A 26,504-nucleotide genomic window follows, 5' to 3' on the forward strand; every position below is an offset into this window, starting at 1 on the left:
CAAATGGCATTATTTTATATTTTTTCGAATTCTACTCATATGTCTCAGAGAAATCCCTAAAAAAGAAGCAAGATAATGTAATGGTACTTTTTGAAGTAAGGTTGGTTCAGTGTGTAATAGCTTTTGATACCGTTCTTCGGGAGTTAATATCAATAAATCAATACGGTGATCGTCTATTTTATAAATCTGATTTTCAATAAGATTATAATAAAACGTATAAAATGCTTGATTGTGTTGCATCAGATATTCAAACTCCTGAATGGTGATGACTTGCAATACACAATCGGTGAGGGCTTTGATATTCTTTCTGGAAGGGAGGTTGTTTTTAAAACTATTCAGTGCGGCAGTGCAAGAATTTTTTAATGCTAAATACGTGGTTTTTTCTTCTTCTAAAACGTCTAGTGAATGTTGTAAAATACCAGATTCTATATAACAAAAGTATTTACAGATAGATCCGCTAGTGACAAAGAACTCATTTTTTGATAATTGAATTTGAGAGAACGTATCTAAAACCTCAGGAACAAGATGATTGAGTGAGGTATCATTAATGACAGTGAGTAAGTAAGCTTCAAAAGAATTGTTAACTGTCATTGTAATATTGTCGGTTTTGGAATGGATTAAAAGTACAAAAGCATCTTAGTATTAGGAAAAGAATTTTTGCTTCTAATTAGAACGTATTCAGTAGTGTACATTGAGCTGATTTCAGTATCTAGCGAAATCTTGATTTACTGCCTCGATTCTTAGGTCGATTCCTTTTATGAGGTCCAGAGTTTACCTTGAGCTTTAATACCATATATTATCATAAAAAAGAGGTGTTGATAGGAATGTTTCATTTTCAAAAAGTTAAACAAAACATGTTGTTTGATAGCGTAAAAATATTTTTGTGTTTTAATGTCGACAATAAATTTCTAAAATTGCGTATAGTGAAAATATGCTCTATTTTTTTTGTAAAATAGTAAAATAGATAATTTTAAGTATTTGAATTTAAATAATTTATATATAATTCTCTAAAAATAGATAATTTTATAATTACATGTTATTTCCTTTTTTAATGGAAATTCAGTAGTGTAAAAACACTGTAGTAGTAAGAAAAAAATAAACTTCTCTTTTTTGAAAATATGCTTGAATTTTTATATTTGTTTAATCTTTTGTTATAGGTTAAAAGGTATGATTCAAAATATTATATACATTAGTAAAGCAGATAAAGAACTGTCCAAATTTGAAATAAAAGAGCTTGTTTTTTTTGCTAGAGTAAAAAATAGAGAAGAAAAAATAACAGGATTTTTAATTCACCAAAATGGATATTTTATTCAATGGATAGAAGGTCCTTCTGAAAATGTGCTGCATCTTTTAGAAAAAATAAAACAAGACTCTAGACATCAATCTCTTAAAGTACTTGTGAATCGCAAATTAGAATCCCCTGTGTATAACAATTGGAGAATGCGTTATTTGACAGATATAGAGAAATTAAAGATTGGCGATTTTGAAAGTCTATATAGTGAGTCAGGCGGTAAGGATATAGTAGATATTTTAAATAAGATTATGTTAGATTTTGTAGCTTAATTACAAATACATAATGTGAAATAATGCTTCATAGAAAGACCCGATATTGGATGTGATATAGTATCGTAAGTCACACTGACTATAAATAGTAGATAATAAATAGTTAAACTCCTTCCAAAAATTTTCACATAATTTCACATTTCCGTACTTTCAAGGCGCTAAAACAAAAACCAACATGAAATTACGCACTTCCCTCTTTGTAGGTGTTGCTGTATTCGCTTTCGCGAAAGCGTACCCACAACAACCTGCAACCTCGGCAGCTCAAGTACAACAAGGCATTGCTCAAAAACGTACTGCACAACAAAACTCACTCGTTAAGAATCTTCCTTTTGAAAATATTGGTCCTACCGTGATGAGTGGTCGTGTGGTAGATCTTGCCGTAAATCCTGACAAGCCTTCGGAATTTTATGTAGGCTATGCCAGCGGAGGTTTGTGGTATACAAATAACAACGGAACTACATTTGAACCTGTATTAGATACTAGTGATACACAAAATGTAGGTGATATTGCTGTTGATTGGAAAAATGGAACCATCTGGGTAGGAACAGGAGAAAATAACTCGTCACGCTCTAGTTATGCCGGAATCGGAATCTTAAAATCAACAGATAAAGGGGCTACTTGGCAACATGTAGGTCTTGCAGATTCACATCATATAGGACGTATCCTAATCAATCCATCAAATCCTGATGAGGTAGTGGTTGGTGTGACTGGACACTTATATTCTTCTAATGATGAACGTGGTGTGTATAAAACCACCGATGGTGGAAAAACATGGAACAGAACACTTTTTGTTAATAATGAAAGTGGTATCATTGATATAGATCATGACCCTGCAAATTTCAATCTGATGTATGCATCGGCTTGGGATAAAGATCGTAAAGCATGGCATTTTGAAGGTAGTGGTTCTGGATCTGGTGTTTATAAAAGTACAGATGGAGGGACTACGTGGCAAAAGCTAGATGGATTCCCTTCAGGAGATGGTGTAGGACGTATAGGAATTGCAGTGTATGATGCCAATACTGTATATGCGGTACATGATAGTCAGTTTAGAAGAAAAGGAGCTGATAAAGGGAGTAAGAGTGGTGGAGCATTAACAAAAGATGACTTCAAAACCATGAGTAAAGATGCGTTTCTAGCATTAGATAATAAAAAACTTAACGGGTTTTTAAAACGTAATAATTTCCAAGAAAAATACCGTGCAGAAAACGTAAAGTCAATGGTACGTAATGGATCAGTACAACCAACCGATCTTGCAAAATATTTGGAGACAGCAAATACGCAATTATTTGACACTCCTGTCGTAGGTGCCGAAGTGTACAGATCTGACGATGCTGGAAAAACATGGAAGAAAACACATGATGGGTACCTAGATGATATCTATTACAGTTATGGATATTACTTTGGAGAGATTCACGTAAATCCACAAGACGATCAAGATATTTATATCTATGGGGTGCCTATTGTTGCCTCAAAAGATGGTGGAAAAACCTTTAAAAGTATTGGAGCAGAAAATGTGCATGCAGATCATCATGCTCTGTGGATCAATCCTAAAAATGAAAAACATCTCATTAATGGAAATGACGGAGGTGTAAATATTACGTATGATGATGGTGAAAATTGGATCAAAGCCAATGACCCATCTGTAGGACAATTTTATTCCATTCAAGTAGATAATGAAGAGCCTTACAACGTGTATGGAGGACTTCAGGATAATGGTGTTTGGGTAGGTGCAAATACAGCGCAAGAAAACAAGAGTTGGCACCAAAGCGGTCAATACCCATGGGAAAGTATCATGGGCGGTGATGGGATGCAAGTGCAAGTGGATAATCGGGATGCCAATGTGGTATATACAGGATTCCAGTTTGGGAATTACTTTAGAATCAACCGTGAGACAGAAGATTTTAAACGTTTTAATATCAAGCATGAATTAGGAGAAAAACCTTACCGTTTTAACTGGCAAACACCTATTTTATTAAGTCCGCATAATCAAGATATCTTGTATTTAGGAGGTAATAAATTAATGCGTTCTATGAATCAGGGAGATGATTGGACGGCTATCAGTGATGATCTAACCAAGGGAGGAAAAGATGGAAATGTAGCGTATGGAACGCTCGCAACGATTAGTGAGTCTCCTTTTCAGTTTGGATTAATTTATACAGGAAGTGATGATGGAAAAGTCTATGTTACCAAAGACGCCGGAGGAAGTTGGACAGATATTAGTGCTAGCTTTCCAAAAGATCTGTGGGTGTCTCGTGTAGTGGCTTCTGAGCATAAAAAAGAACGCGTATATGCAACGCTAAACGGATACCGTTGGGATGATTTTAAAACCTATGTATATGTGTCTGATAACTATGGACAAACATGGAAAAATATTTCTGGAAATATCCCAATGTCTCCTGTAAATGTGATTGTGGAAGACCCTAAAAAAGAAAATATTATTTATGTAGGAACTGATAATGGTGCCTATGTAAGTGTGGATGGAGGTAGTAGTTATCACGCTTTCGCGAAAGGACTGCCAGCTGTAGCAGTACATGACATGAAAATTCAAAAAAGAGAAAACCACCTCTTATTAGGAACACATGGAAGAAGTATTTATAGAACAGATATCACAACCATCCAGCAAATGGATGCCTCTCAAAACGTACAATTATTTGAAGTAGCTTCCTTACGTAACTCACCACGTTGGGGAAATAGTTTTAGTATGTGGGGAGATGCTTTTGAGCCTTCTGTAGCAGTGTCTTATTTTTCAAGTTATGCAGGTAAATTCTCTATGGTGGTCAAAGATGCCAACGGAAAAGAATTACAGCGTATGCCATTAGTGCCTCAAGCAGGAATCAATGTAATTGATTATGATCTTTCTATTACCGAAAAAGGGAAAAAAACATTAGAAAAAGCAAACACAGAACTCAATATTAGAAAAGCCAGTAATGGTAAATATTATTTGCCTAAAGGAACATATACGATTGAACTCGATGGCGGTGGCGGAAATGCTTTAGCAATAACTACAAAATTAGAAGTGAAGTAAAGAACCTTTCTTTTTAGATATGCAAAAAGCAGTTAAGGATTCTTAGCTGCTTTTTGTTTTTGAATAACATAAACGAGCACTATGTCTGGATATTTCCATTACTACAAGATTGATCAATCAAAAACAAAGACAGTTTTATATAAAATAATTACGAATAAGAATATTGAACCAAAATTCAATATTAATATGATGGCATATTATAAGAATCAAAAAGATCAAGATGGAATAGATGAAACGTCTATTTCAAAGGAGAATGGATGGGTAAAAAGTTATCATGAATATATGGTGTCGGAAAAACGAGAACTTACTTATAATACAATTGTTCAAAAAGTGAAAGAAGATTTTAATACACTTACTCATAGTGAATTTGAAGATCTTACAGGTTGGTGTTTGCGATATTTTATTGATGAAAAAGGCAATTATCAATACGATGAAGAAGAGAAGTTGGGTCTTTATGATATCGGATATCTTTTTAGTAAAAATGAGATTTTTATGTTCGAGGTGCTAGCTAACAATGGTATAGATGAATACTATTATAAATTAAAAGATGGAGGTAAAGATGATTTTTGGACATTTTTGAGTCCTCCTTGTAATTATCTAGAATTTAATCTTGCACTAGATTTACTCATACTACTTTGTTATAAAATAAATAGTAAAAAAGAGATTCTCACTAGTCGTGATAATCAGTTAATGGATAAACTGAAACTAAACGCTAACTTTATTTTATTAGACAAGAGTACAGATGCTTATTTGGAAGATATATTTGCTCAGCGTACAGAAAGTGAATTTGATAGAGAATGGGAATTGTATCTGATTGATTGTTCTGAGACTCTTATTTATAAATTTAGTTCCATGAAAGAAGGGATAGAAGGTTATAAGGGAAAAATATTTAGGGTAGATGGTATATAGTAAAGCTTGTATCTTTTATAAGCTTTCATCCAATCCTATTGTTTATTCGTACATTAATAGTATATAAATACCTACGCATTGGATTGGAATATTGGAAATAGCACCATATTTATTTTATCATCACTACTTGTTGTTTGTGCTATATGGCGATTGTTAAGGGGTGGTAAGAGGGTAGCCACTAGTAAATACCTTAGTTGGCTCCTTATTACATCAGGGATGACCATTATTCAAGTGATACTCGTGGATGCTAAAGTGGTGAATACTTTTCCTATATTTTATATTTTTTTCATTCCATGGCAATTTTTAGCACCTGTCTTTTTCTCATTATTCATATGCTCCTATCTGGATAGAATGTGGGAATTCAAAAAGTATAAAGAGCTTTTACTTACTCCATTTGTGCTATTCTTCATTCTATATATCGTTTTAAAAGTAAATGCTTTTACTGGGTATACTTTTTTTTCAAAAGAGATATCACTTACCATCGGTGCCGAGTGGGATGAAAACTTAGCTGTTCTTTTTGCTTTTATTAATGGAATTTGGAATTATAGAACGATTAAAAGTTACGAGCGAAGTTTACTAGGCGCATCCTATAAAACAGTTATAGAAAAAACAAACTGGTTGCGAATTATGTATACATTGTTAGTGGTATTATGTAGTATTTGGATACTGGTAATATTGTATCTTAAAGTGACAAAATTTGAAAGAGGGATGATGGCTTATTATCCGCTGTGGTTTTTATTTCTAGGGTTCTATTTTGTCTTTTTATACATAGGAGATCGTCATTTAAAAACAAAAAAAGAAGAAGAGAAAAAAAGACAAGTAGCTTTTGAAAGTATTGTTACAGATTTTCAGATAGAAGGGCTAAATAAAATTTTCGAATCAAAAGAGTTACAAAATGTCATAGATGCTGATACCTATGATGTCACCCGAGTATTAAGTTATTTTGCAACCTCACTTTTTGATAAGCGTACAGTAGATGATGTGCTTTGGGATATTGTAAGAAATGCCATTGGAAAATTAGACTTAGAAGATTGTGTCATTTATATGTTAGATACAGAACGTAATGTATTGGTGCAAAAAGCTGCCTATGGAAATAAAGATAAAGGAACCCGAAAAGTAGTAAGCCCTATAGAAATTCCTTTTGGAGAAGGGATTGTAGGTGCTGTTGCAAAAACGTGTAAATGGGAATGTATTTCTGATGTAAATCAAGATGCTAGATATGTAATAGATGATATGCAACGGCAATCAGAACTTGCTGTTCCTATTCATGATCAAGGAACTATTTTAGGAGTTCTAGATTCTGAACATTCTGAAAAAGAATTTTTCAAAAAGCAACATATATTCATCTTTCAACTTATTGCTAAACTTACAGCTACAAAAATCAAACAACTTGTAAAAAAAGAAGTTACAACAATCACTAATGATAATGGGTATTATAAAGAACTATGTTTTCTGCTTGAGAATGAGAAAATCTATAAAAATCCAGATATAAGTTTAGGAAGTATTGCTGCAAGACTAGATATAAGCGTTACCTATCTATCTCAACTCATTAATAGAATAAGTGGCGTTAATTTTTCTGATTTCATAAATGAATATCGTGTCAAAGAATCTCAACGATTACTCACACATCCCAATTATACGGGATACGCGATTCTTTCTATAGGATTAGAATCTGGCTTTAATTCGAAAAGTACGTTCTATGCTGCCTTTAAAAAGCATACAGGCGTTACTCCTTCCGTTTACAGGGTAAAAGCCCCATTTGAGTCCTAAATCTTTCAGACTGTATAATTACGGACACGTTTGAAAGAAGTCCAATCTAAGTTTGCTGCATTATTAACTATAAAATTTTTATAATGAAAAATGCAATGCAATTTAGCAAACAACTATTAACTGTAATACTACTAATTAGTTTCGTAATGAGCTGTTCTCCAGAAGATGGGGACATTGGACCAGAAGGACCACAAGGGCCACAAGGAGAACAAGGAATTCCAGGACCTGAAGGTGAACAAGGTGAACAAGGAGAAACAGGAACCGCAAATGTGATTTATTCAGAATGGATACCATCAGGGTTTGCAAGTCCTATTACTGATGATTTTGATCAATTTGAATTAGACGTACCACAACTAAATGAAGTGCTTCAGGATTCAGGAGTGATATTAGTATACGCTCGTAGATCAACATTAATTTATCCAATTCCTATTACCTTTTTTGGAAGTCTGGATGAAAACTATAATTGGAGATTATTAACAACAAACGATGATATTATTGCTGTTCGAGTAAATTCAACCGATGGTGGAGTGATAGGAGAACCCTTTTTAAATGATGAATATCGTTATGTGTTAATTCCAGGAGGGCAAGAAGCAGAAAGCGGGCGTTCAATGAGTACTCAGGATTATCAGAATATGAGTTATGAAGAAATTGCCCAGTTATTTAATATTGAAGATTAAGATCACAAACGCAATCCTTTTATTCCCTAATTATCAAAAGCAGTTAAGATGTATTAACTGCTTTTTTTGTATTTTAGAATATGGCGCATCATCACAATCATACACATGGTCATACTCACGATACAGGTAATATTAAAGTTGCTTTTTTTATCAATCTGCTCTTTACTATTATTGAGGTCATTGGGGGTGTTCTGACGAATAGTGTCGCTATTCTATCAGATGCAGTGCACGATTTAGGGGATAGTTTGTCACTAGGTCTGGCTTGGTACTTTCAAAACTATGCTAAGAAGAAAAGAAGTCCCTCGTTTAGTTATGGTTATGGTCGTTTTTCTTTACTAGGCGCTATTATAAACTCTATTGTCCTAGTGGTAGGAAGTATCTTTATTCTTGTAGAAGCAATTCCTAGATTAATAGCACCACAGCAACCAGAAACACAAGGAATGATGTTACTGGCAATACTAGGTGTTATTTTTAATGGAGCTGCTGTCTTGCGTTTGAAAAAGGGAACAAGCGTTAATGAACGCGTAGTCTCTCTTCATTTATTGGAAGATATATTAGGATGGATTGCAGTACTTATAGGATCTATTATCATGCATTTTTTTGATATTCCTATTATAGATCCAATTTTGTCGTTAGGAATCGCACTGTTTATTTTAATAAATGTCTACAAAAATCTTAAAGAAACTATTCAAATAGTGATGCAGGGTGTGCCGGGGAATACAGACGTAAAGGATGTAAAACAGAAATTGCTTTCCTATCCAGACATCGTTGCAGTGCATGATATTCATATTTGGTCTATGGATGGAGAATATACCATTATGACAGCTCATATTGTTGTGCAAAATAAAGACACACTTATTGCACTAGACTCTCTTAAAAAGAAAATAAGAGAAGACTTAAAAGAACTTCATATAGAACATGTAACGCTTGAATTTGAAGATGTAGGAGAAAATTGTGGCGTTCTAGATATAGAATAAACATAATATTTAATGTAACATAAAGAAGTGTTTGTTGTCTATTAGGACATCAATCAAATCACCAAGTCATTATCAATGACAGTACAACCTCAATTTTCGCTTTTTGACCTTCTTATGCTAATTGGCATTACACAAGGCGTGGTGATGAGTGTGCTGTTATTCCGTTCAAAGAATAATAAACGAAGTAATCCTTTCTTAGCATTAGGAATCCTTGCCTTTTCTTGGGTAAGTACCAAACCGCTTTTACATACGCTACATCTTTGGGATACTTCTTTTTTTAGGTATTTTCCTAATGGAGCCGATTTAGCAATAGCACCATTACTGTATTTCTATTTGGTCTCTTTGGTAGATGCTGAGTTTCGCTTTTCGCGAAAGCATATCATACACTTTGTCCCTTTTATACTATTACAAGCGTATTTGACTTTTATTTATTTTTCATTAGTAGGAACTTCAGATTTAGTAATGAAAGATCAGATAGCAAATAGTCTTTACTTTAACCCCGTAAAAGATCTAGAAAGCCATGGTACGGCGCTATCTTCTGTGGTGTATCTCATACTTTCATTTGTAAAATTTAAGAAATATAGGGAGTGGCTTTCCAATACAATATCTGACAGTACATTTCCAGAATTTAAATGGATGAAACAATTATTATTCCTGTGTTTAGCAATAGGCGCTTTTTTAGTATTTAATTATAGCGCAGATCTTTTGTTTCATCTTAATAGAATTACAGATCTTCATTGGACAATATTCTCACTTTTTGGAGCTTTCTCAATATATTATTTAGGAATTGCAGGGTATAAATTACCCAATTACGAATTAAAACTTCAAGAAGATATTGCTGTGGCACCTTCAAAAAAAGATCCAAATACTTTTAAAAAAATAAAGCCCTCTCAAAGAGATACTGAAATAGTTGAGGTAATTAGAGTAGCATTAGAAGAAGATAAAGTATTTCTAAATCCTACATTAAATATTCAAGAGCTTTCGCGAAAGCTATCATTGCCACAACAAGAACTTTCTCAAGTGATCAATGCGCATTTTCATAAAAAGTTTAGAGATCTTATTAACGAATACCGCGTTGAAGAAGTAAAGAAAATGCTTCACAATGAAAAGATGTCTCATATGTCTATTTTAGGAGTTGCCTTAGAATGCGGGTTCAATTCGGAAGCTACATTTTATAGAATCTTTAAAAAGAATACTGGTCTTTCTCCAAAAGAATATAGACTGCAATCTACATAGGTCTATTTTTTTACTCTCAAAACGTATTTTGGGAAGTTTGATGTCTTTAAAAACACGTTGTTTGACGCATCAATCAAAAATCAATCAAAATGAAACTTAAAAAAATTACTATAATTAGTATTGCCTTAATCCTATGTGTATGGGGCATATTTTCAATGTCTATCCAAAACTGGTTTTATAGTAACCCCGCTTATGTAGGGAAAGCTTTTCAAAAACAAATAACTTTTGAAAATTCAAGTTTTACCCAGGAAAAACTAGATGAAATTGCATCCTATTTAGAAGATGAGTCAGAAACATCTAGTATGCTTGTTTTGGAAAATGGAAAAGTAATCTATGAATATGGAGATCAATCTCAAGTAAGTTACATTGCCTCCTGTAGAAAAAGTGTGCTGGCGATGCTTTATGGTAAGTATGTAGCTAATGGAACTATAGATTTACAACAAACAATAGGAGATATCGGGATTGATGAAGACGACGGCTTATTGACTATAGAGAAACAAGCTACAATAGAGAATGTTATTAGTTCTAGGTCTGGGGTGTTTCACATTCCTGCAAATGGTGGTTATGATGAAAAAAATATTAAAGAAAGAGGTACTGTACAACCTGGAGAATACTTTGTATATAATAACTGGGATTTTAATGTAGCCGGTTATATTCTAGAACAAAAATCTGGAAAATCTGTATATGAGGAAATCGAAGAACAGCTAGCTATTCCATTGGGATTTGAAGATTGGAATATTGAAAATCAAAAGAGAACCATTAATGAAGATAAATCTAGATATTCTGCCTATCACATTCATATATCTACTCGAGATATGGCAAAAATAGGACAATTGATGCTTCAGAAAGGTCAATGGGAAGGCAAGCAGCTCATCTCAAAACAATGGGTTGAAAAAATAACTTCTACGATTACACCAGTTGAAACAGTAAATCAGAGAGATCAAATAGATATTTCGAGTCCTGTTCAATTTTCTTATGGAAATATGTGGTGGCTTGTTGAGCGGTTCTATGATAATCCAGATTTTGAAGGAGCATATACAGCGAGTGGCTACGCAGGGCAATTCATCACGGTAATTCCTAAGCGTAATGTAGTTATAGCGCATAAAACAAATATGGATTTATTGACCTATGCAGGATTATCACAACGTTCTTCAACACCATCATGGCGATATTGGGTGATACTGAGAAAATTATTGTTAAATAAGAAAAACCTTAAAGAACTAGCAAAAGAAAAATCGGTAAATGAGATGATTGCCTTTATTAAAGAAACAAGGAATGAGCAATCAATATATGATATTTCTGAAGGCGCACTTAGAGTATATGGAAAAACTCTAATGGATCAAGGAAATTATGAAGAAGCTATTCAATTTTTTGAGTTGTCCATTGCACGATACCCTTCAGGATATTATACACACTATACCCTTGATTATTATGGGAAATGCCTGTTAAAACTAAATAGGAATCAAGAAGCTATTAAAGTATTTGAAAACTCCTTAAAATTTAATCCTGACAATGAGGAGATTGTGGCTATACTAAGTGATTTGAAATGACTTTTTTATTCTAAATTTTCAAAGTCCGCTTTCGCGAAAGCGTATAAAACCCTAAAATTAGTTTAAAATACTTTCATAAATATTGAAAGTGTTCAATATTACACTTTTGATTATGGAGTCTTAAGAATAATAGGTTAAACACAGGTAGGATGCTTCTTATAATCATTCTAAATAGAAGCAATCCCTGCCTGTTAAAGTTGTTAAAATAACGTTTGCGCCGTACATTTGTGTGAATTATTTAAATCAACTTTTTAATGAGCGGATTATTAAAATCTTCAATAGGTAGAAAAGTCGCAATGGCACTTTCAGGCCTTTTCCTCGTTGTTTTTCTTACACAACATTTTGTTATTAACCTTTCTTCGGTACTTTCCCCAGATACATTTAATACGTGGTCTCATTTTATGGGAACCAACGGATTAGTTCAGTTTGGATTGCAACCTGTACTGATTTTTGGAGTCGTTTTTCATTTTGTAATGGGAATCAGATTAGAACTTCAAAATAGAAAAGCACGTCCCGTAAAATATGTGAGTTATAAAGGAAGTGCAAATGCAAACTGGATGTCACGTAACATGATCATTACAGGACTTGTTATATTAGCATTTTTTGGACTTCATTTTTATGATTTCTTTTTTCCAGAACTTGCACATAAGTATATAGATGGGGATATGTCAGGACTTTTAGATCCTAATAATCCAGCTTTGGGATATAAATATCACCCAGAAACCGTACATAAATTTGAACCATTTTGGAGAGTTGTACTTTATGTAATTTCATTTGTATTATTGATGTTGCATTTACTACACGGTTTCCAATCGTCACTCCAATCTATTGGATTTAATAATAAATATTCTAAAGCACTTAAAGTAGTGACAAAGGCATGGGCAATTATTATCCCAGTAGGATTCATTTTTATTGCACTATATCATCACTTTAATCAACTTTCACACTAAAAAATCGCTATGGCATTAGATTCAAAAATACCTTCGGGACCACTAGCAGATAAGTGGACACAATATAAAAATGATATTAATCTTGTAAACCCAGCAAACAAGCGTCTTATTGATGTGATTGTTGTAGGAACAGGACTTGCAGGAGGATCTGCAGCGGCAACGCTAGCAGAATTAGGATATAACGTAAAAGCATTTTGCTTTCAAGATTCACCTCGTCGTGCGCACTCTATTGCAGCACAAGGAGGAATCAATGCAGCAAAAAATTACCAAGGAGATGGAGATTCTACCTACCGCCTTTTTTATGATACCGTAAAAGGAGGAGATTACCGTAGTCGTGAGGCAAATGTATATCGCCTTGCTGAGGTGTCTGCAAATATTATAGATCAATGTGTGGCTCAAGGAGTGCCATTTGCACGTGATTATGGAGGATTGCTAGATAACCGTTCTTTTGGTGGGGTACTAGTAAGTCGTACGTTTTATGCTAAAGGGCAAACAGGACAGCAGTTACTTTTAGGTGCATACTCTGCGATGAACCGTCAGATAGGTCGTGGTAAAATCAAAATGTACAACCGTCACGAAATGCTAGACGTTGTAAAAGTAGATGGAAAAGCAAGAGGAATCATTACACGTAACTTAGTTACTGGTGAAATTGAGCGTCACTCTGCACATGCTGTTGTATTAGGAACGGGAGGATACGGAAATGTATTCTATCTTTCTACCAATGCGATGGGATCTAATGTAACAGCTGCTTGGAAAGCGCATAAGCGTGGAGCTCATTTTGCAAATCCATGTTATACGCAAATTCACCCAACGTGTATTCCAGTATCTGGAGATCATCAGTCTAAATTAACATTGATGTCTGAGTCTCTTCGTAATGATGGACGTATTTGGGTCCCTGCAAAGAAAGAAGACGCAGAAGCGATTAGAGCAGGTAAGTTGAAACCTACTGAAATTGCTGAAGAAAATAGAGATTACTATCTAGAACGCCGTTACCCAGCCTTTGGAAACTTAGTGCCACGTGATGTAGCATCAAGAGCTGCAAAAGAACGTTGTGATGCAGGATTTGGTGTCAATAAAACAGGAGAAGCAGTATATCTTGATTTTGCAAGCGCCATTGAGCGTTATGGAAAAGAACAAGCGTATGTAACACATCAAGATGCAAATAATGCGGCACTAGTTAAAAAACTAGGGCAAGAGATCGTAAAGACAAAATATGGAAACTTATTCCAGATGTATGAGAAGATCGTAGATCAAAACCCATATGAAACACCTATGATGATTTATCCAGCGGTTCACTATACTATGGGAGGTCTATGGGTAGATTATAATCTACAAACATCTGTAGAAGGATTATACGCTATTGGAGAAGCAAACTTCTCAGATCATGGAGCTAACCGTTTAGGAGCCTCTGCATTAATGCAAGGACTTGCCGATGGATACTTCGTATTACCGTATACTATTGGAGATTACTTATCTCAAGATATTCGTACAGGGCCTATTTCTACAGATACAAAAGAATTTGAAGAAGCAGAAAAGAATGTACGTTCTCAAATAGATGCTCTTGTAAATAATAATGGTACAAAAGCAGTTGATTATTTCCATAAGAAATTAGGAAAAATCATGTGGAACAAATGCGGAATGTCTCGTAACGCTAAAGATCTTCAAAGTGCTATCGATGAGATTGCAGCACTACGTGATGAATTCTATAAAGAAGTACGAGTGCCAGGTACAGAAAATGAGTTTAACGAAGAGCTTGCAAAAGCATTACGTGTGGCAGATTTCTTAGAATTAGGAGAATTATTTGCAAAAGATGCATTGACACGTAACGAATCTTGTGGAGGACACTTTCGTGAAGAGTCTGTTGAATTAGACGGTCCACAAAAAGGAGAAGCATTACGTGATGATAAGAACTTCACATTTGTATCTGCTTGGGAATATAAAGGAGCTCCTAAAGATGCAGTATTGCATAAAGAAGAGCTTACTTATGAAAATATTGAATTGAAACAAAGAAGTTATAAATAGAAGTTCGTTAATTGTTAAAAGTTGATTAGGTAAAGTTTAGTGAGTGATATTAAAAGTTTTGAAGATTTAGGATGCTGGCAAAAAGCAAGAGAACTTCGAAATGATGTTAAGAATCTTATTAATACTTTTCCAGACTTCGAAAAATATGAATTAGTTTCACAGATGCGTAGAGCCTCTCGGTCTGTGACTCATAATATAGCAGAAGGCTATGGACGTTTTCATTATCAAGAAAACATTCAATTCTGTAGAATATCAAGAGGTTCATTATATGAGCTGTTAGATCAGTTTATTACTGCTTTAGATGAAAGTTATATTTCAGAAGAAGCATATTTGAAATATAAAAAACAGGTTAATGGTTGTTTAGCAATATTAAATGGATATATCAATTATCTAAAGAAAGCTAAAAGCTCCAATTAACTTTTAACATTTAACTTTTAACTATGAAGTTAACATTGAAAATTTGGCGTCAAAAGAACGCTCAAGCTAAAGGACAAATGGTGACATACCCTATTGATGGAATCGATGGAGATATGTCTTTCTTAGAAATGATGGATGTGCTTAATGATGAGCTTATCAATAAAGGAGATGAGCCTGTGGTTTTTGATCACGATTGTCGTGAAGGAATCTGTGGTTCATGTTCCATGTTTATTAATGGAGAAGCGCATGGTCCTGATCGTTTAGTGACCACCTGTCAACTTCACATGCGTAAATTTAAAGATGGCGACACCATTACCATAGAGCCGTTTCGTGCAGGAGGTTTCCCTGTGATTAAAGATTTAATGGTAGACCGTTCTGCTTTTGATCGTATCCAGCATGCAGGAGGGTTTATCTCTATTAATACCTCTGGTAATACACAAGATGCAAATGCAATTCCTATAGAAAAAGCCGATGCCGATGCTGCCTTTGATGCAGCTACTTGTATAGGTTGTGGAGCTTGTGTAGCAAGTTGTAAAAATTCAAGCGCGATGCTTTTTGTAAGTGCAAAAGTGAGCCAGTTTTCACTATTACCACAAGGAAAAGTAGAGGCTACAGATCGTGTGATGAACATGGTAAAGCAAATGGATGAAGAAGGTTTTGGTAACTGTACCAATACAGGTGCTTGTGAAGTAGAGTGTCCAAAAGGAATATCACTAGAGAATATCGCACGTATGAATCGTGAATATCTATCTGCTAGTGTGAAAGGATAATTACATTCCTGCGTAAGCGGGAATTTTATAATATGAATCCCAAAACTTCAAAAAGTCTTGGGATTTTTTTTGCTTTCATATGTTGCTCTTCTGAAGGTAGTGCATCTTAAAACTTCGCTTTCGCGAAAGCTTCTAAAATATAAATCTAAATTTCCAGAATAGATTAAAATCTAAGTTCAAGTAATAAGTGCAACACGAATATTTAAAACAGATGGGGCTAGCCTCATCTGTTTTAGGCTCAATATTTATATTCGTTTTGGATGAAACACTATAAACAATTGACCTTGTCTCAAAGGTATCAAATCCAAAGTCTTTTACAACTTGGATTTACACAGACTCAAATTGCTTCTAAAGTAAATGTAAACAAGAGTAGAATAAGTCGTGAACTTAAGCGAAATATCCCTACAAGGGGACAGACAGCTTATCGTTATTTAGCTGACCACGCAGAACGTAAAACACGCGATCGACACTCAAAGAAAGCCAAGGCAGTTCTTTTGACAGAACAACTAAAACTGCGCATATCTGATTTGATGCGTTATAACAAATGGAGCCCAGAACTTATTGCTAAGCGTCTTACTAAAGAAGGAGAACAATGTGTTAGTCACGAGACTATTTATAAGTGGATATGGACTGCAAAACATAGCCATCATCGCAAACACAAAGACTATAAAAACCTTCATAAACATCTACGCCATACAGGCAGAAGACACAAAAGAAGTAATTTAAAGGATAATCGAGGGGCTATTCAAAAAAGAGTGCCAATAGAGCAACGACCAGCAGTCGTTGCTGATCGTAAACGCATAGGAGATATTGAAGTAGATTTAATGATGGGAAGTAATCATAAGTCTGCACTTCTTGTAATGACTGATAGAGCAACACTGGTCACCATGTTAGAGAAGCTTAACGGAAAAGGCGCAGAACAGGTATATCAAAAAATGAAGAAACGCCTATCCAATTTTAATAGTTCTTGGATAAAAACGATCACCTTTGATAATGGAAAAGAGTTCGCTTATCATTATAAACTAGCACTAGATTTAAACACTAAGACTTACTTTGCAAGACCATACACCTCCCAAGATAAAGGAACTGTAGAGAATAGAATAGGTGTCATTAGACGTTTCTTCCCTAAGAAAACCGACTTAAATCTAGTGACAAAAGAGAGAATTAAAGAAGTAGAATTATTACTAAATTACAGACCTATTAGAAAGTTTAACTATAATAACCCTATTGAAGTCCTAAAAAATAAGTGTGTTGCACTTATGAGTTGAACACAGCAAATCTAAGTTTTAGTTATATGAAAATTAATGGATATTAGTAGTCTTTATAAGTATATGAGTATTTCGTTACTGATATTATATTCTTTTTAAATATTTCAAACAGGAGTGAAGAATATTTTGTCACGTTGAATCAATAAGAAGTAATTATCTTTGATGCATTAGATGCGATCAGCACTTTTGTAAAAGAAATTTAACTTAAATTATAATAGTTGTAATTTAAATATTAAAATTTTATTAAACCGAGGGCATCGGCATACAACTTGCACTATACAAGACCTAACTCTGAAAATAAATTATGTATAAAATAAAATTTTTCATAACAATATTCTTTATAGCGATTCAAGTGAAAGCGCAACGAACACTTCCGTTGCAAACAGATGGTGTTATTTCTCCAATATCTGAATTGCAAGATGATAAGTTGCAGCAATTGTTAACTTACGAAATCATGCGCAATCCTATTTGGAAACAGCTTATAAAAAATAAGCAAATGTCTGTGGGTCTTGTGGATTTAAGTGACCTTAATGATATTAAATACGCTGGGTTAAATGATAAAGAGCTCATGTATGCTGCAAGTCTGCCAAAAATTGCAGTTTTATTAGCGGCCATGGATGCTATAGAAAATGGAGAATTAAAAGAAACGAAAGAGGTCAAAAGAGACATGCGATTAATGATTAGTAAATCTGATAATAGAGCCTCGACAAGAATGATTGATCGTGTGGGATATGAAAAAATTGAAGCAGTATTAAGAGCTCCAAAAACAAAGCTCTATGATGAAGAAGTTGGAGGGGGGCTATGGGTAGGTAAACGTTACGCTGCAGGTGGTAGGCGTTATCCAGAACCTTTAAAGGGATTAAGCCATGCTGCTACAACCTTACAAGTATGTAGTTTTTATTACCAACTTGTATTAGGCAATTTGGTAAGCACTGATCGTTCGAAGGAAATGTTAGATATTATGGAGGACCCAGCTTTACATCACAAATTTGTAAACACGCTAGATAAGATAGCACCTAATGCAAAGGTCTACAGAAAATCGGGATCTTGGAAAAACTATCACTCAGATTCAGCACTTGTATGGGGTCCAAAAAGGAAGTATATTATTGTCGCTTTGATTGATAATAATCTTGGAGAGCAAATTATTAGAGATTTAGTGTTACCTTTTGAAAATGTCCTTAAAAAATCAAAGTTGGCTAGTAAATAAATTAAAGCTGATTTGAAAAAAATTATAAATAAAACATTTGGATTAAGAGATGGTGAAATATATATCTCTTTTTTAATGCAGTTATATATCTTTATTATTATAACAGTGTTGCTTATTGTAAAGCCTACAGTAAATGCTTTATTTTTAAGTGAATTAGGTGCCGATTATCTTCCTTTTGGATACTTGCTTGTTGCTGGGGTTGCTGTATCAACAACATATTTGTATAATAGAGCAATTCGTAATTTTTCTCTTTTAAAAATTACCATAATATCACTCATATTTTTTAGCTTAGGTTTTCTATTCCTTAGTGTAATTTTAAATTTTAATGTATTAAGTAATTTTCTTGTATATGCATACTACATTTTAGTGTCATTATTTGCAGTGATCTCAACATCCCAGTTCTGGGTTCTTGCTAATATGGTTTTTAATGCTAGAGAAGGCAAACGACTGTTTGGATTTATTGGTGCTGGAGCTATCGCAGGTGGAATCATTGGTGGTTATATTACTAGTATAATCACGGCTTCTTTTGGAAATAAAACTGCTATTTTTTTAGCAGGAATTCTAATTCTTTCTTGCATTCCAATTATTCAAAAAATATGGCAATTGAGAATACGTGAGATGAACACTTACATACGTAAAAAAGTGGCACACAATACTATTCATAAACAAGTATCTTCAATAAAACTTGTTTCAAAATCGAAACACCTCACATATTTAGCTTTAACAACTGGGGTAGGAGTTATTGTTGCCAAACTTGTCGATTTTCAATTTAGTGATTTTGCAAATACAAGAATACTGGATGTTGATGAACTCGCCTCCTTTTTTGGTTTTTGGTTTTCAACATTTAATATTATTGCTTTTTTGTTACAGTTATTCGTGACTAATAAGTTCCTAAGTCGATTTGGAGTCTCCTCTACATTAATAGTTTTACCATTGGGTATTGCTTTGGGAAGTTTATTGTTTTTAACATTCCCAGAGCTTTGGGTTCTTATCATCATTAAAGGATTTGAAGGGAGTTTTAAACAATCCCTTAATAAAGCAGCTATAGAATTATCTATTATGCCTATACCTCTCCAAATTAAAAACCAAGCAAAATCATTTATAGATGTAGCAGTAGATAGTATCGCTACCGGAATTGCTGGTTTTATATTAATATTTTTAATTAGAAAACTAGATTTAGGGACAACATATATTACAGTTATCATATTACTGTTTGTGCTTATATGGATTGTATTAATTTATAGGTTAAGAGAAGCGTATTTTGAATCTTTTAGGAAAAATATTCAAGACTCACTTAGTTTAAAAGGTACTAAAAAAGGAAGTAGAGAAACTACAGTGGTTACGTCTAGGCGTATCCTGACCAAGGGGTCTCCTGAAGAAATTCTTAATCTATTAGAAAAATTAGGTACTTACAAATTGACTTCGCTTAAAGATGCTATTATTGCTTTACTAGATCATCCTTACCATCAGGTGAAAATAGCAGCAATTAAGCATTTATATCTTTATGAGAAGGGGACGGCACTTGATAAAGTATCTTCTCTTATTACTATAGAAGATGATCGGTTGGTCTACGCTTGCTTAGATTATGTTATTCATCACTCAGAGATGAACGAGGATCTATTTTTTAAAAATTACTTAGATCACTCATCTGATTATATTGCAAATGCAGCGTTACTTTGTCTTGCAAAAGAGGCTTCTCATAACAGTGTATTTTGTAAAGGATATGAATTAGAGGAAAGGATAGAAAAGCAAATTAATATACTTAAACAACAGCAAGCTTATGTTAGAAAAGAGGCGCTTGCAAGTTTATTGCTTACTATAGGATATGCTAGAATTAAAAAATACTATTATTTCATATCAGTTCATCTTAATAATAGACATCCATTTATAGCAAAACAAGCAATCAAAGCTGCTGGGATTACGTCAAGTGATTTATTTATTCAAGATTTATTACTCAAACTAACTCGAAGTAAGTATAGGAAAGCTAGTATAAAAGCCTTACGTAAATATGGTCCAGAAATTACAGAAACCATTGTTAAGATGGATAAGGCAGAAAATATTCGGGACAACGTAAAAGTTCATATTCCGAAGGTAATAGAATCCTTTAATACACAAGGATCTATAAGTGTTTTGATTAGACTATTAAAAAGTAATGATGTTGTTATCAGGCTGGAAGCTTCTAAATCTTTATTGAAATTAAGATCCAAAAACCAATCATTAACATTTAATATAAGGACATTAAAGAAAAAAATTATTAATGAAAGTACATATTATAGAAACACTATGATTTCTATAGATTCTATAAGAGAACTAATGATAGCATCCCACAATGAAATTATTACTGATGCCTCAGTAGATATAGAAACTGCTCGACAGAATCTAGTAGAAGTTTTAGAAGAACAGCTAGAAGCGAGTTTAAAATGTATTTTTAGACTGTTGAGCCTTGTGTATGATGAAACTGACATAAGTGTTAGTTATTCTGGCCTGTTGAGTAATGTAACAGAGGCTAGAATTAATGCAATAGAGTTTTTAGATAACTTATTACAAAGTCAGTTAAAATCTAGGATATTGCCATTGATAGAATACACGGTTCTTGAAAAGGAGTCTAATAGCGAGTCTCGATTGAGGTTAGACATTTTGTCAGAAAGAAATTATGTTGCACTATTACTGAGAAGAAGAGGTAAACGAGTAAAGCTTCTAGTGCTTGAACTCATCAAGGTTCTAAATGATACAAGCTATATTCCTTTAGTACAGCCATTAACCAAACATCTTAATAAAGAAGTGAATGGGCGTGCGGAAGCAATTTTGAGACTGTTGGATACAACAAAAGCAGCTTGATTTTAGATTAAAAGAAACCCAACTATGCTATAGAATTGATTAATGAAACGCTATTTCGTAAAATCTGTAATATGTATCTAAAATAGATAGTTGAATTACTCTCGTTTTTCACTGAGATTGTTTCAGCATCTAGCGGGATCTTGGTTTAACACTTCGATCCTTTGGTTGACTTCTTTTATAAGATTCAGGACTCACCATTGGGTTTAATACTCTTTATTATCATCGCAAAAAGGTATATTAATCAGGAGCTTGCCTTGGAAAAGTTTGCTTGTTATTTCAAATTAATATTTTAAGCTTACATCTGCTGAGCACGCTTTCGCGAAAGCGTATTTATGAGATTCTTAAACATTTAGAGGACAAAGCGTTAAATTCAAAACACATTCAAGTGAATTTAAATTAATAGTATCTACGCTATAAATGCTACCTAAAGTATAGCTATTTTAGTTTTGTCCACCATCTCCGTCACCACCTTGATCATCTACATCTTTGTAATTTTCGTCTAACGTTATCTCTTCCTTATTTGAATTCATTATGACATCGTCTATTTTACTAGCCAAGTACATATGTGCTCCGGCAGAATTTTTGTTTAAGACGTTAGACATTAGACATACTATATATTTTGTATTATTAGGATGCTCTACTATAATGACAGAATTCATATAATTAAATACGTTACCTGCATAGCTTTTACAATTAGGATTTTTTTCTCGATCACATTTATAATAACTTCCAGATTTAAAATAAACGGCTGCACTGTCCAAACGACTTGATTTTGCATAGCGTATACGTCTGTCTGTAAGATATAATAAACGCTTCATTTCAAGGCTTGAATTTTGATCTACTACTTTACCTTGTTCAAGTTTGATAAGAAATTTCATAAGTCCTTTAGGCGTTCCTATACTTCCTCCTTTACGTCCTACATATTTTCCTGCAGGTCTTGTAAACATACCTCCTAGTCGCCATTCATCTTCAGTAATTCCTAACTCTCTTAGCGGCTGATTTACAACCATATTAGCAAGATTAGTAAGAGAATCTCGTGGAGTCTCTTTAAAGTAATTTTCTCCCTGTTCTTCCGTGAGAAATACATATTCAGGACCAAAGGCAGCCATGAGCATGGCCTCACGATACATAACGCTTGCTGCGCCGTTATTACTTACAGATACCATATGATCTAACCATTCATATAAAGAAAAAACATCCGTAGATCTGACTTGTCTTTTTGTAAGATTATCTTTTTCTATATCGTAAATAGGCACTGTGTGATGATCACCTGTTCCCCAGTATCTTGATGATACTTTAATATCTTTTAAATACATAACTCTGTCCTCCCAAGAGTTAGGGCATACTTTTGCCATTTGTGTAAATACAGCGTTCAGCACAGCAATTTTACCTACACTACCAGGTTGATAGCCCACATTCTCTCTATATCCTGCATATTTTAGAGCATCTGGATTTGTCATGTCTAAAACAGAAGCCGAATAAGCACCTGAAGGTAATAGACGGGTAATCTTTTGGGCAAAATCTTTGTCTTCTACAAGTAAATCATTTACGCTATCTTCTGGTCTAGATAGTAATTGAAGCTTAATTTCATCTAATTTTTTATAAGCTCCGAAAGGAATTCTATTGTAAGGGATACTATCATCCTGCATTTTTTTTATTTGATATAAACGCTTTATGCCTGTGCGCTTATATCCATCTATAGGATATGAAATCATGCTTATAGCAATCAGTGTAGAAATTCCCAATAAGGTGTATAATACTTTGGTCATATTTATAGTTTTTCAGAAAGTGATACGGTGGTGTTTTTTGCTGCTTTTGGAGAAATAGAGGTTAGATATTCAGAACTTTTGGCTTGTTTGTTTTCTACAAAAGGTCTAATTTGAAATAGCCATAATTTATCATTTTTAAAACCAAATTCTACATCATATGCTTGCGTATCTTCTGTAGATTCTGAGGTTAATGTAGCTCTAATTTTTGAGGCTAAAACCCTTATGTCTTCTATATTACGTTCATTTAAAATAGGTGCTTCAAAAGTAGTATGATGTCCAGAAGTACCTCCAGAAGCCGGAAGCCTTATATAATCAGGTTGTCTTGCTGGTGCCAATAGGGAGTGTGTGGTTGGGGTAATGAGTCTTGTCTCAGCAGATTGCCCGTCTACAGCACCTCCAGCACCTCTGCTAAAAGCAACTGTAAGATCATTGTCATCACCAGCGTTGATTCCTTTTGTAATCATTACTCCAGAATAATCAACATCTACACTGGGAATGATTAAAATAGACGGAAATACATTTTCAGGATTTGATAAATATTTCTGTCTCCATTTAAAGCTACGCTCGGTATAAGCAGATGCCCAAACACGTTTAATTCCTTTAATAATTTCATCTTCTTTTTTTATGTTAAATAATGTCAAGTTAAGACCAGCTCCTGTAAATTCCTTTAGGTCTTCCATATTTGTGTCACTGCGTAAGAAAACGGGTACCTGACCTATTTCATTTTTAAAAGCAGATTTAAAGTTGCTCTTTAAATCATTGGTAAAACTGTTTTTTAATGGCATTTCAATAATAGCTTTATTCAAAATGCTAAGTGCCTTCAATTGATACTCTTCTATAATTTCTTCAGAGATGTTATCTTTTCTCATGGAGTCCGCTTTCGCGAAAGCGCTATTAAGATATTCCCAATAGGTTTTATCTTGTCTTGGCATAGATTGTTCCATGTGATTTCTAAAGATACCAAATGGAATAATAATTCCTTCAACCACTTGTTCTGGAAATAAGCGCTTTAGTTCACCAAGGTTTGCCGCTTTCGGACCACATAATTTACCAGAATCTTTTGCGCTTACGTCACGCATATTTAATACAGTAGATACATCCAGTCGTATGTTCTCAACGGGAACGGTTATAATATTTTTATTGCGTTCTTTTTTGTTGAAAAGTGCTTTTTCTTGATCAGACATGTCATCTTCTTTTTTGAGGATCACATTGCCTTTGTTAGAGACTGCATAAAAAACATTTTTACCACTATATTTCTTAAGGGCTTTTAAATTTTCATAGGATAATGCAGCATTTGGAATTCCCAGATTACGGGCTAATAATTGTACATGAGACACTAAATTTCCTTCTGAGACAGTCATTATACCAGCAACAGGTTTCAAGTCTGCTGGCGGTCTCTCAAAAATATAAATTTTGTTTGTGTTTACTTCTATATCATCTGGGTTACCATCTACTACGACAAGTTCGCCAAAAGTATATCCAGGATTTAAACCACGTATACTGCTTTGATTGTCTATAGTCATTACACGGTTTGTAATGTTAGATGCTTTTGCAACTATTTTCCCTAATTCACTTACAGCTTCTCCCAAGGGAAGTGCTACACTACTGCGTATACGGTCATCTATAAAGCCATAGGCTAAAGGTTCGAATTCGGTATAGGTATTTATAATTTCTTGATAATTAGCTTTTGTCATGGCTGTACTCCATTCGACGATACTTCTACTTTTAGTGAGTAATGAACTAAGTTGCTCTATTGTAAGTTGCTCTTCTTGAATAAGTTTTTCAATGGAAGGAGCTACTGCATCGTACTCCCATCGTTCTATCAAACCTGTCCCAACCGCTGCGCAACTCATTACATTTATTTTGTTTAATTGCTCTCTTAAAGTGGTTGTTTCCCAACTTTGTAATTCAGTAAGTAATGTGCGTTCTAATCTATTTGAAATGTCTAATAAGAAAAGGCGGTCTTTACTTTTTGGATATGTAGCAATACTAAAACGGATTTCATTGAGAATATTTGAAATATCTGTAACTAACGAAACAACTGTTTTATTGGCAGTATTACCCGTAACAAAATCAATCATTCTTTCTGTAGATGGATTTGAGGCAGGAAGTACTTTTAATTTTTTTTCTAATTCATAAAAGTCTATAGGTGCATAGAAAGCTTCCATAGTTTTTATAAGTGATTGAAGCTCTTTTATTGTTTCACTCGATAATGATGATTTTTTTTCAGAGATAAAGTTTTTAACAAGTACTACATCTGCTGCCTCAGGTTTGCCATGTATTTTTATACGTGCATCCATAAAAGCCGGCGTGTTTTCAGAGATTGCTTTAGATTGACTACGCATTAATTGAGCTAAATTACTATCTCCACTGTGTGGTATATCTTTTAATGATTGACGGATTAAGTAGAAATGAGATTTAATTATCTCATTATCATTTAATAACCATTCAAAAAACTCCTTTCCCCAGGCTTCTTCATCTTCACTTTGCAATGCACCTCTATAATATTGTGCTTTACGAAGTATCCAACCATCATCTACACTTTCTAAATATTTACCAATTTGATATTGCTTTAAACGGTTGTAATTATTTTTTTTATCCAGAAAATCATTTTTAGCTACAGCGGCCAATATTTCTCCAAAATATAAATTATTAGTAGATCGTAGTTTGAGGGCAGACTCCTTGAAGCTGGCATGCTGGATTCCTCCACCAATATCATCTGGGCAAGGATCTCGGGGTTCTCTTTCTGTACCGTCTTTACAGAACCATTTAATACGGTAATAAGGACCTCGGACATCTTTTTTATAGCTATCTACTACTGTTGAAACCTGTTTAGCCGAAAGTGATTGTGCCTTTGTAGGAACGTAGAAAAAAACTAAGATGAGAAGAGAAAAAATGTACTTGATTGGCATATCGCAATTTTATTTTAATGAGTGTAAATACAAGATAATCTATGTATTAAGTTACTTTATGTTATTAACAAAAGTTCCTACGAATAGTGTGATAAGTCCTATTCCTATGGCAATATATGCATTTGTATTGTCTTGAGCCTGGATACTCAGAGGTCCTAAACTTACAGATGCCTCTGGAACTATAAGTGTATATACACCATAAGCAAGTAATACAATACCTACAATGATTATAATTAGTTTAATAGTTTTATGCATAAATATATATATTAATTTTTATCTTTTTACGCTTCCTCTTATAATAGAAATAAATAACAGTGTCGCAAATAATAAGAGTGACACTCTTGCAGTTCCCACATAATTTGGAGATACATTACCAAAACATGCCAGTGCAGATACTAATACGATCACAAAACATATAATAGTCCAATTATTCATAGCGTTTTATTTTTTCATTAATTATTTTATAGTATGGGAGTAACAATACTGCAAATGTGCATTCATATTCATATTTTTACATTACAGAATTATAAATAATGGTTATAAGATTACAAGTAGCGGTGTGGTGCGTGAGTTAAAAGTAAATTATGTAATAACCCTCAATAATATTGTAACTAGTGATTTCTATCTTGTAGATAGTTTTGTAT

20 protein-coding genes are annotated in these 26,504 nt (G+C 33.8%); 15 read left to right on the forward strand and 5 right to left on the reverse strand.

What is annotated here, in order from left to right:
* Window positions 1-9: 9 nt before the first annotated feature.
* Window positions 10-591 carry a Crp/Fnr family transcriptional regulator gene (locus tag Q1A60_RS07120; protein ID WP_299764081.1) on the reverse strand — a complete coding sequence of 194 codons (582 nt, stop codon included), beginning with the start codon at window positions 589-591 and terminating at the stop codon, window positions 10-12.
* A gap of 576 nt (window positions 592-1,167) precedes the next feature.
* Between Q1A60_RS07120 and Q1A60_RS07125 the strand changes: the two genes are divergently transcribed.
* The 15 genes from Q1A60_RS07125 (at window position 1,168) to Q1A60_RS07195 (ending at window position 21,179) form a co-directional block, all read left to right on the forward strand.
* Window positions 1,168-1,563 (forward strand): BLUF domain-containing protein, encoded by a 396-nt coding sequence (locus tag Q1A60_RS07125; protein WP_299764079.1) that lies wholly within the window; start codon window positions 1,168-1,170, stop codon window positions 1,561-1,563.
* A 175-nt stretch (window positions 1,564-1,738) separates the two neighbouring features.
* Window positions 1,739-4,588 (forward strand): glycosyl hydrolase, encoded by a 2,850-nt coding sequence (locus Q1A60_RS07130; protein ID WP_299764077.1) that lies wholly within the window; start codon window positions 1,739-1,741, stop codon window positions 4,586-4,588.
* Window positions 4,589-4,669: 81 nt separating this feature from the next.
* The gene (locus Q1A60_RS07135; RefSeq protein WP_299764074.1) at window positions 4,670-5,497 is read left to right on the forward strand and encodes a hypothetical protein; all 828 of its coding nucleotides are present in this window, start codon (window positions 4,670-4,672) and stop codon (window positions 5,495-5,497) included.
* A gap of 78 nt (window positions 5,498-5,575) precedes the next feature.
* Window positions 5,576-7,267: a helix-turn-helix domain-containing protein gene (locus tag Q1A60_RS07140; RefSeq protein ID WP_299764072.1), complete on the forward strand. Its 1,692-nt coding sequence runs from the start codon at window positions 5,576-5,578 to the stop codon at window positions 7,265-7,267.
* Window positions 7,268-7,350: 83 nt separating this feature from the next.
* The gene (locus Q1A60_RS07145; RefSeq protein ID WP_299764070.1) at window positions 7,351-7,944 is read left to right on the forward strand and encodes a hypothetical protein; all 594 of its coding nucleotides are present in this window, start codon (window positions 7,351-7,353) and stop codon (window positions 7,942-7,944) included.
* Between the two features lie 80 nt (window positions 7,945-8,024).
* Window positions 8,025-8,921, forward strand: coding sequence for a cation diffusion facilitator family transporter (locus tag Q1A60_RS07150; protein WP_299764068.1), 897 nt, complete (start codon window positions 8,025-8,027; stop codon window positions 8,919-8,921).
* A gap of 75 nt (window positions 8,922-8,996) precedes the next feature.
* The gene (locus tag Q1A60_RS07155; RefSeq protein WP_299764066.1) at window positions 8,997-10,157 is read left to right on the forward strand and encodes a helix-turn-helix domain-containing protein; all 1,161 of its coding nucleotides are present in this window, start codon (window positions 8,997-8,999) and stop codon (window positions 10,155-10,157) included.
* An 89-nt stretch (window positions 10,158-10,246) separates the two neighbouring features.
* Window positions 10,247-11,707, forward strand: a complete 1,461-nt coding sequence (locus Q1A60_RS07160; RefSeq protein WP_299764064.1) for a serine hydrolase — start codon at window positions 10,247-10,249, stop codon at window positions 11,705-11,707.
* A gap of 254 nt (window positions 11,708-11,961) precedes the next feature.
* Complete coding sequence (locus tag Q1A60_RS07165; RefSeq protein ID WP_299764062.1) at window positions 11,962-12,657, forward strand: succinate dehydrogenase cytochrome b subunit; 696 nt, start codon at window positions 11,962-11,964, stop codon at window positions 12,655-12,657.
* A 9-nt stretch (window positions 12,658-12,666) separates the two neighbouring features.
* Complete coding sequence (locus tag Q1A60_RS07170) at window positions 12,667-14,679, forward strand: fumarate reductase/succinate dehydrogenase flavoprotein subunit (RefSeq protein ID WP_299764060.1); 2,013 nt, start codon at window positions 12,667-12,669, stop codon at window positions 14,677-14,679.
* 39 nt (window positions 14,680-14,718) lie between these two features.
* On the forward strand, window positions 14,719-15,096 hold the full coding sequence (locus Q1A60_RS07175; RefSeq protein ID WP_299764058.1) for a four helix bundle protein: 378 nt from the start codon (window positions 14,719-14,721) through the stop codon (window positions 15,094-15,096).
* A gap of 23 nt (window positions 15,097-15,119) precedes the next feature.
* Complete coding sequence (locus Q1A60_RS07180) at window positions 15,120-15,866, forward strand: succinate dehydrogenase/fumarate reductase iron-sulfur subunit (RefSeq protein WP_299764056.1); 747 nt, start codon at window positions 15,120-15,122, stop codon at window positions 15,864-15,866.
* 260 nt (window positions 15,867-16,126) lie between these two features.
* Entirely contained in the window at window positions 16,127-17,134 is a 1,008-nt protein-coding gene (locus Q1A60_RS07185; RefSeq protein WP_299676026.1) for an IS30 family transposase, read from the forward strand.
* A 304-nt stretch (window positions 17,135-17,438) separates the two neighbouring features.
* On the forward strand, window positions 17,439-18,341 hold the full coding sequence (locus Q1A60_RS07190; protein ID WP_299764054.1) for a serine hydrolase: 903 nt from the start codon (window positions 17,439-17,441) through the stop codon (window positions 18,339-18,341).
* 12 nt (window positions 18,342-18,353) lie between these two features.
* Window positions 18,354-21,179 carry an Npt1/Npt2 family nucleotide transporter gene (locus Q1A60_RS07195; RefSeq protein WP_299676032.1) on the forward strand — a complete coding sequence of 942 codons (2,826 nt, stop codon included), beginning with the start codon at window positions 18,354-18,356 and terminating at the stop codon, window positions 21,177-21,179.
* Between the two features lie 440 nt (window positions 21,180-21,619).
* Here Q1A60_RS07195 and Q1A60_RS07200 read toward each other — a convergent pair whose 3' ends face one another.
* The 4 genes from Q1A60_RS07200 to Q1A60_RS07215 are packed head-to-tail and all read right to left on the reverse strand — an operon-like array spanning window position 21,620 to window position 26,295.
* Window positions 21,620-22,948 carry a serine hydrolase gene (locus Q1A60_RS07200; RefSeq protein WP_299676035.1) on the reverse strand — a complete coding sequence of 443 codons (1,329 nt, stop codon included), beginning with the start codon at window positions 22,946-22,948 and terminating at the stop codon, window positions 21,620-21,622.
* A gap of 2 nt (window positions 22,949-22,950) precedes the next feature.
* On the reverse strand, window positions 22,951-25,860 hold the full coding sequence (locus tag Q1A60_RS07205; protein WP_299764051.1) for a PEP/pyruvate-binding domain-containing protein: 2,910 nt from the start codon (window positions 25,858-25,860) through the stop codon (window positions 22,951-22,953).
* Between the two features lie 51 nt (window positions 25,861-25,911).
* Entirely contained in the window at window positions 25,912-26,115 is a 204-nt protein-coding gene (locus tag Q1A60_RS07210; protein ID WP_299676041.1) for a hypothetical protein, read from the reverse strand.
* Between the two features lie 18 nt (window positions 26,116-26,133).
* On the reverse strand, window positions 26,134-26,295 hold the full coding sequence (locus Q1A60_RS07215; protein WP_299676043.1) for a hypothetical protein: 162 nt from the start codon (window positions 26,293-26,295) through the stop codon (window positions 26,134-26,136).
* Window positions 26,296-26,504: the final 209 nt, after the last annotated feature.

The organism is uncultured Dokdonia sp. (assembly GCF_947492535.1).
Classification (GTDB): domain Bacteria; phylum Bacteroidota; class Bacteroidia; order Flavobacteriales; family Flavobacteriaceae; genus Dokdonia.

Bases quoted from the DNA above. Each gene is read 5' to 3' on its own strand.
- Q1A60_RS07120 (WP_299764081.1), bottom strand. From the start codon at position 591: ATGACAGTTAACAATTCTTTTGAAGCTTACTTACTCACTGTCATTAAT.
- Q1A60_RS07125 (WP_299764079.1), top strand. From the start codon at position 1,168: ATGATTCAAAATATTATATACATTAGTAAAGCAGATAAAGAACTGTCC.
- Q1A60_RS07130 (WP_299764077.1), top strand. From the start codon at position 1,739: ATGAAATTACGCACTTCCCTCTTTGTAGGTGTTGCTGTATTCGCTTTC.
- Q1A60_RS07135 (WP_299764074.1), top strand. From the start codon at position 4,670: ATGTCTGGATATTTCCATTACTACAAGATTGATCAATCAAAAACAAAG.
- Q1A60_RS07145 (WP_299764070.1), top strand. From the start codon at position 7,351: ATGAAAAATGCAATGCAATTTAGCAAACAACTATTAACTGTAATACTA.
- Q1A60_RS07150 (WP_299764068.1), top strand. From the start codon at position 8,025: ATGGCGCATCATCACAATCATACACATGGTCATACTCACGATACAGGT.
- Q1A60_RS07155 (WP_299764066.1), top strand. From the start codon at position 8,997: ATGACAGTACAACCTCAATTTTCGCTTTTTGACCTTCTTATGCTAATT.
- Q1A60_RS07160 (WP_299764064.1), top strand. From the start codon at position 10,247: ATGAAACTTAAAAAAATTACTATAATTAGTATTGCCTTAATCCTATGT.
- Q1A60_RS07165 (WP_299764062.1), top strand. From the start codon at position 11,962: ATGAGCGGATTATTAAAATCTTCAATAGGTAGAAAAGTCGCAATGGCA.
- Q1A60_RS07170 (WP_299764060.1), top strand. From the start codon at position 12,667: ATGGCATTAGATTCAAAAATACCTTCGGGACCACTAGCAGATAAGTGG.
- Q1A60_RS07180 (WP_299764056.1), top strand. From the start codon at position 15,120: ATGAAGTTAACATTGAAAATTTGGCGTCAAAAGAACGCTCAAGCTAAA.
- Q1A60_RS07185 (WP_299676026.1), top strand. From the start codon at position 16,127: ATGAAACACTATAAACAATTGACCTTGTCTCAAAGGTATCAAATCCAA.
- Q1A60_RS07190 (WP_299764054.1), top strand. From the start codon at position 17,439: ATGTATAAAATAAAATTTTTCATAACAATATTCTTTATAGCGATTCAA.
- Q1A60_RS07200 (WP_299676035.1), bottom strand. From the start codon at position 22,948: ATGACCAAAGTATTATACACCTTATTGGGAATTTCTACACTGATTGCT.
- Q1A60_RS07205 (WP_299764051.1), bottom strand. From the start codon at position 25,860: ATGCCAATCAAGTACATTTTTTCTCTTCTCATCTTAGTTTTTTTCTAC.
- Q1A60_RS07210 (WP_299676041.1), bottom strand. From the start codon at position 26,115: ATGCATAAAACTATTAAACTAATTATAATCATTGTAGGTATTGTATTA.
- Q1A60_RS07215 (WP_299676043.1), bottom strand. From the start codon at position 26,295: ATGAATAATTGGACTATTATATGTTTTGTGATCGTATTAGTATCTGCA.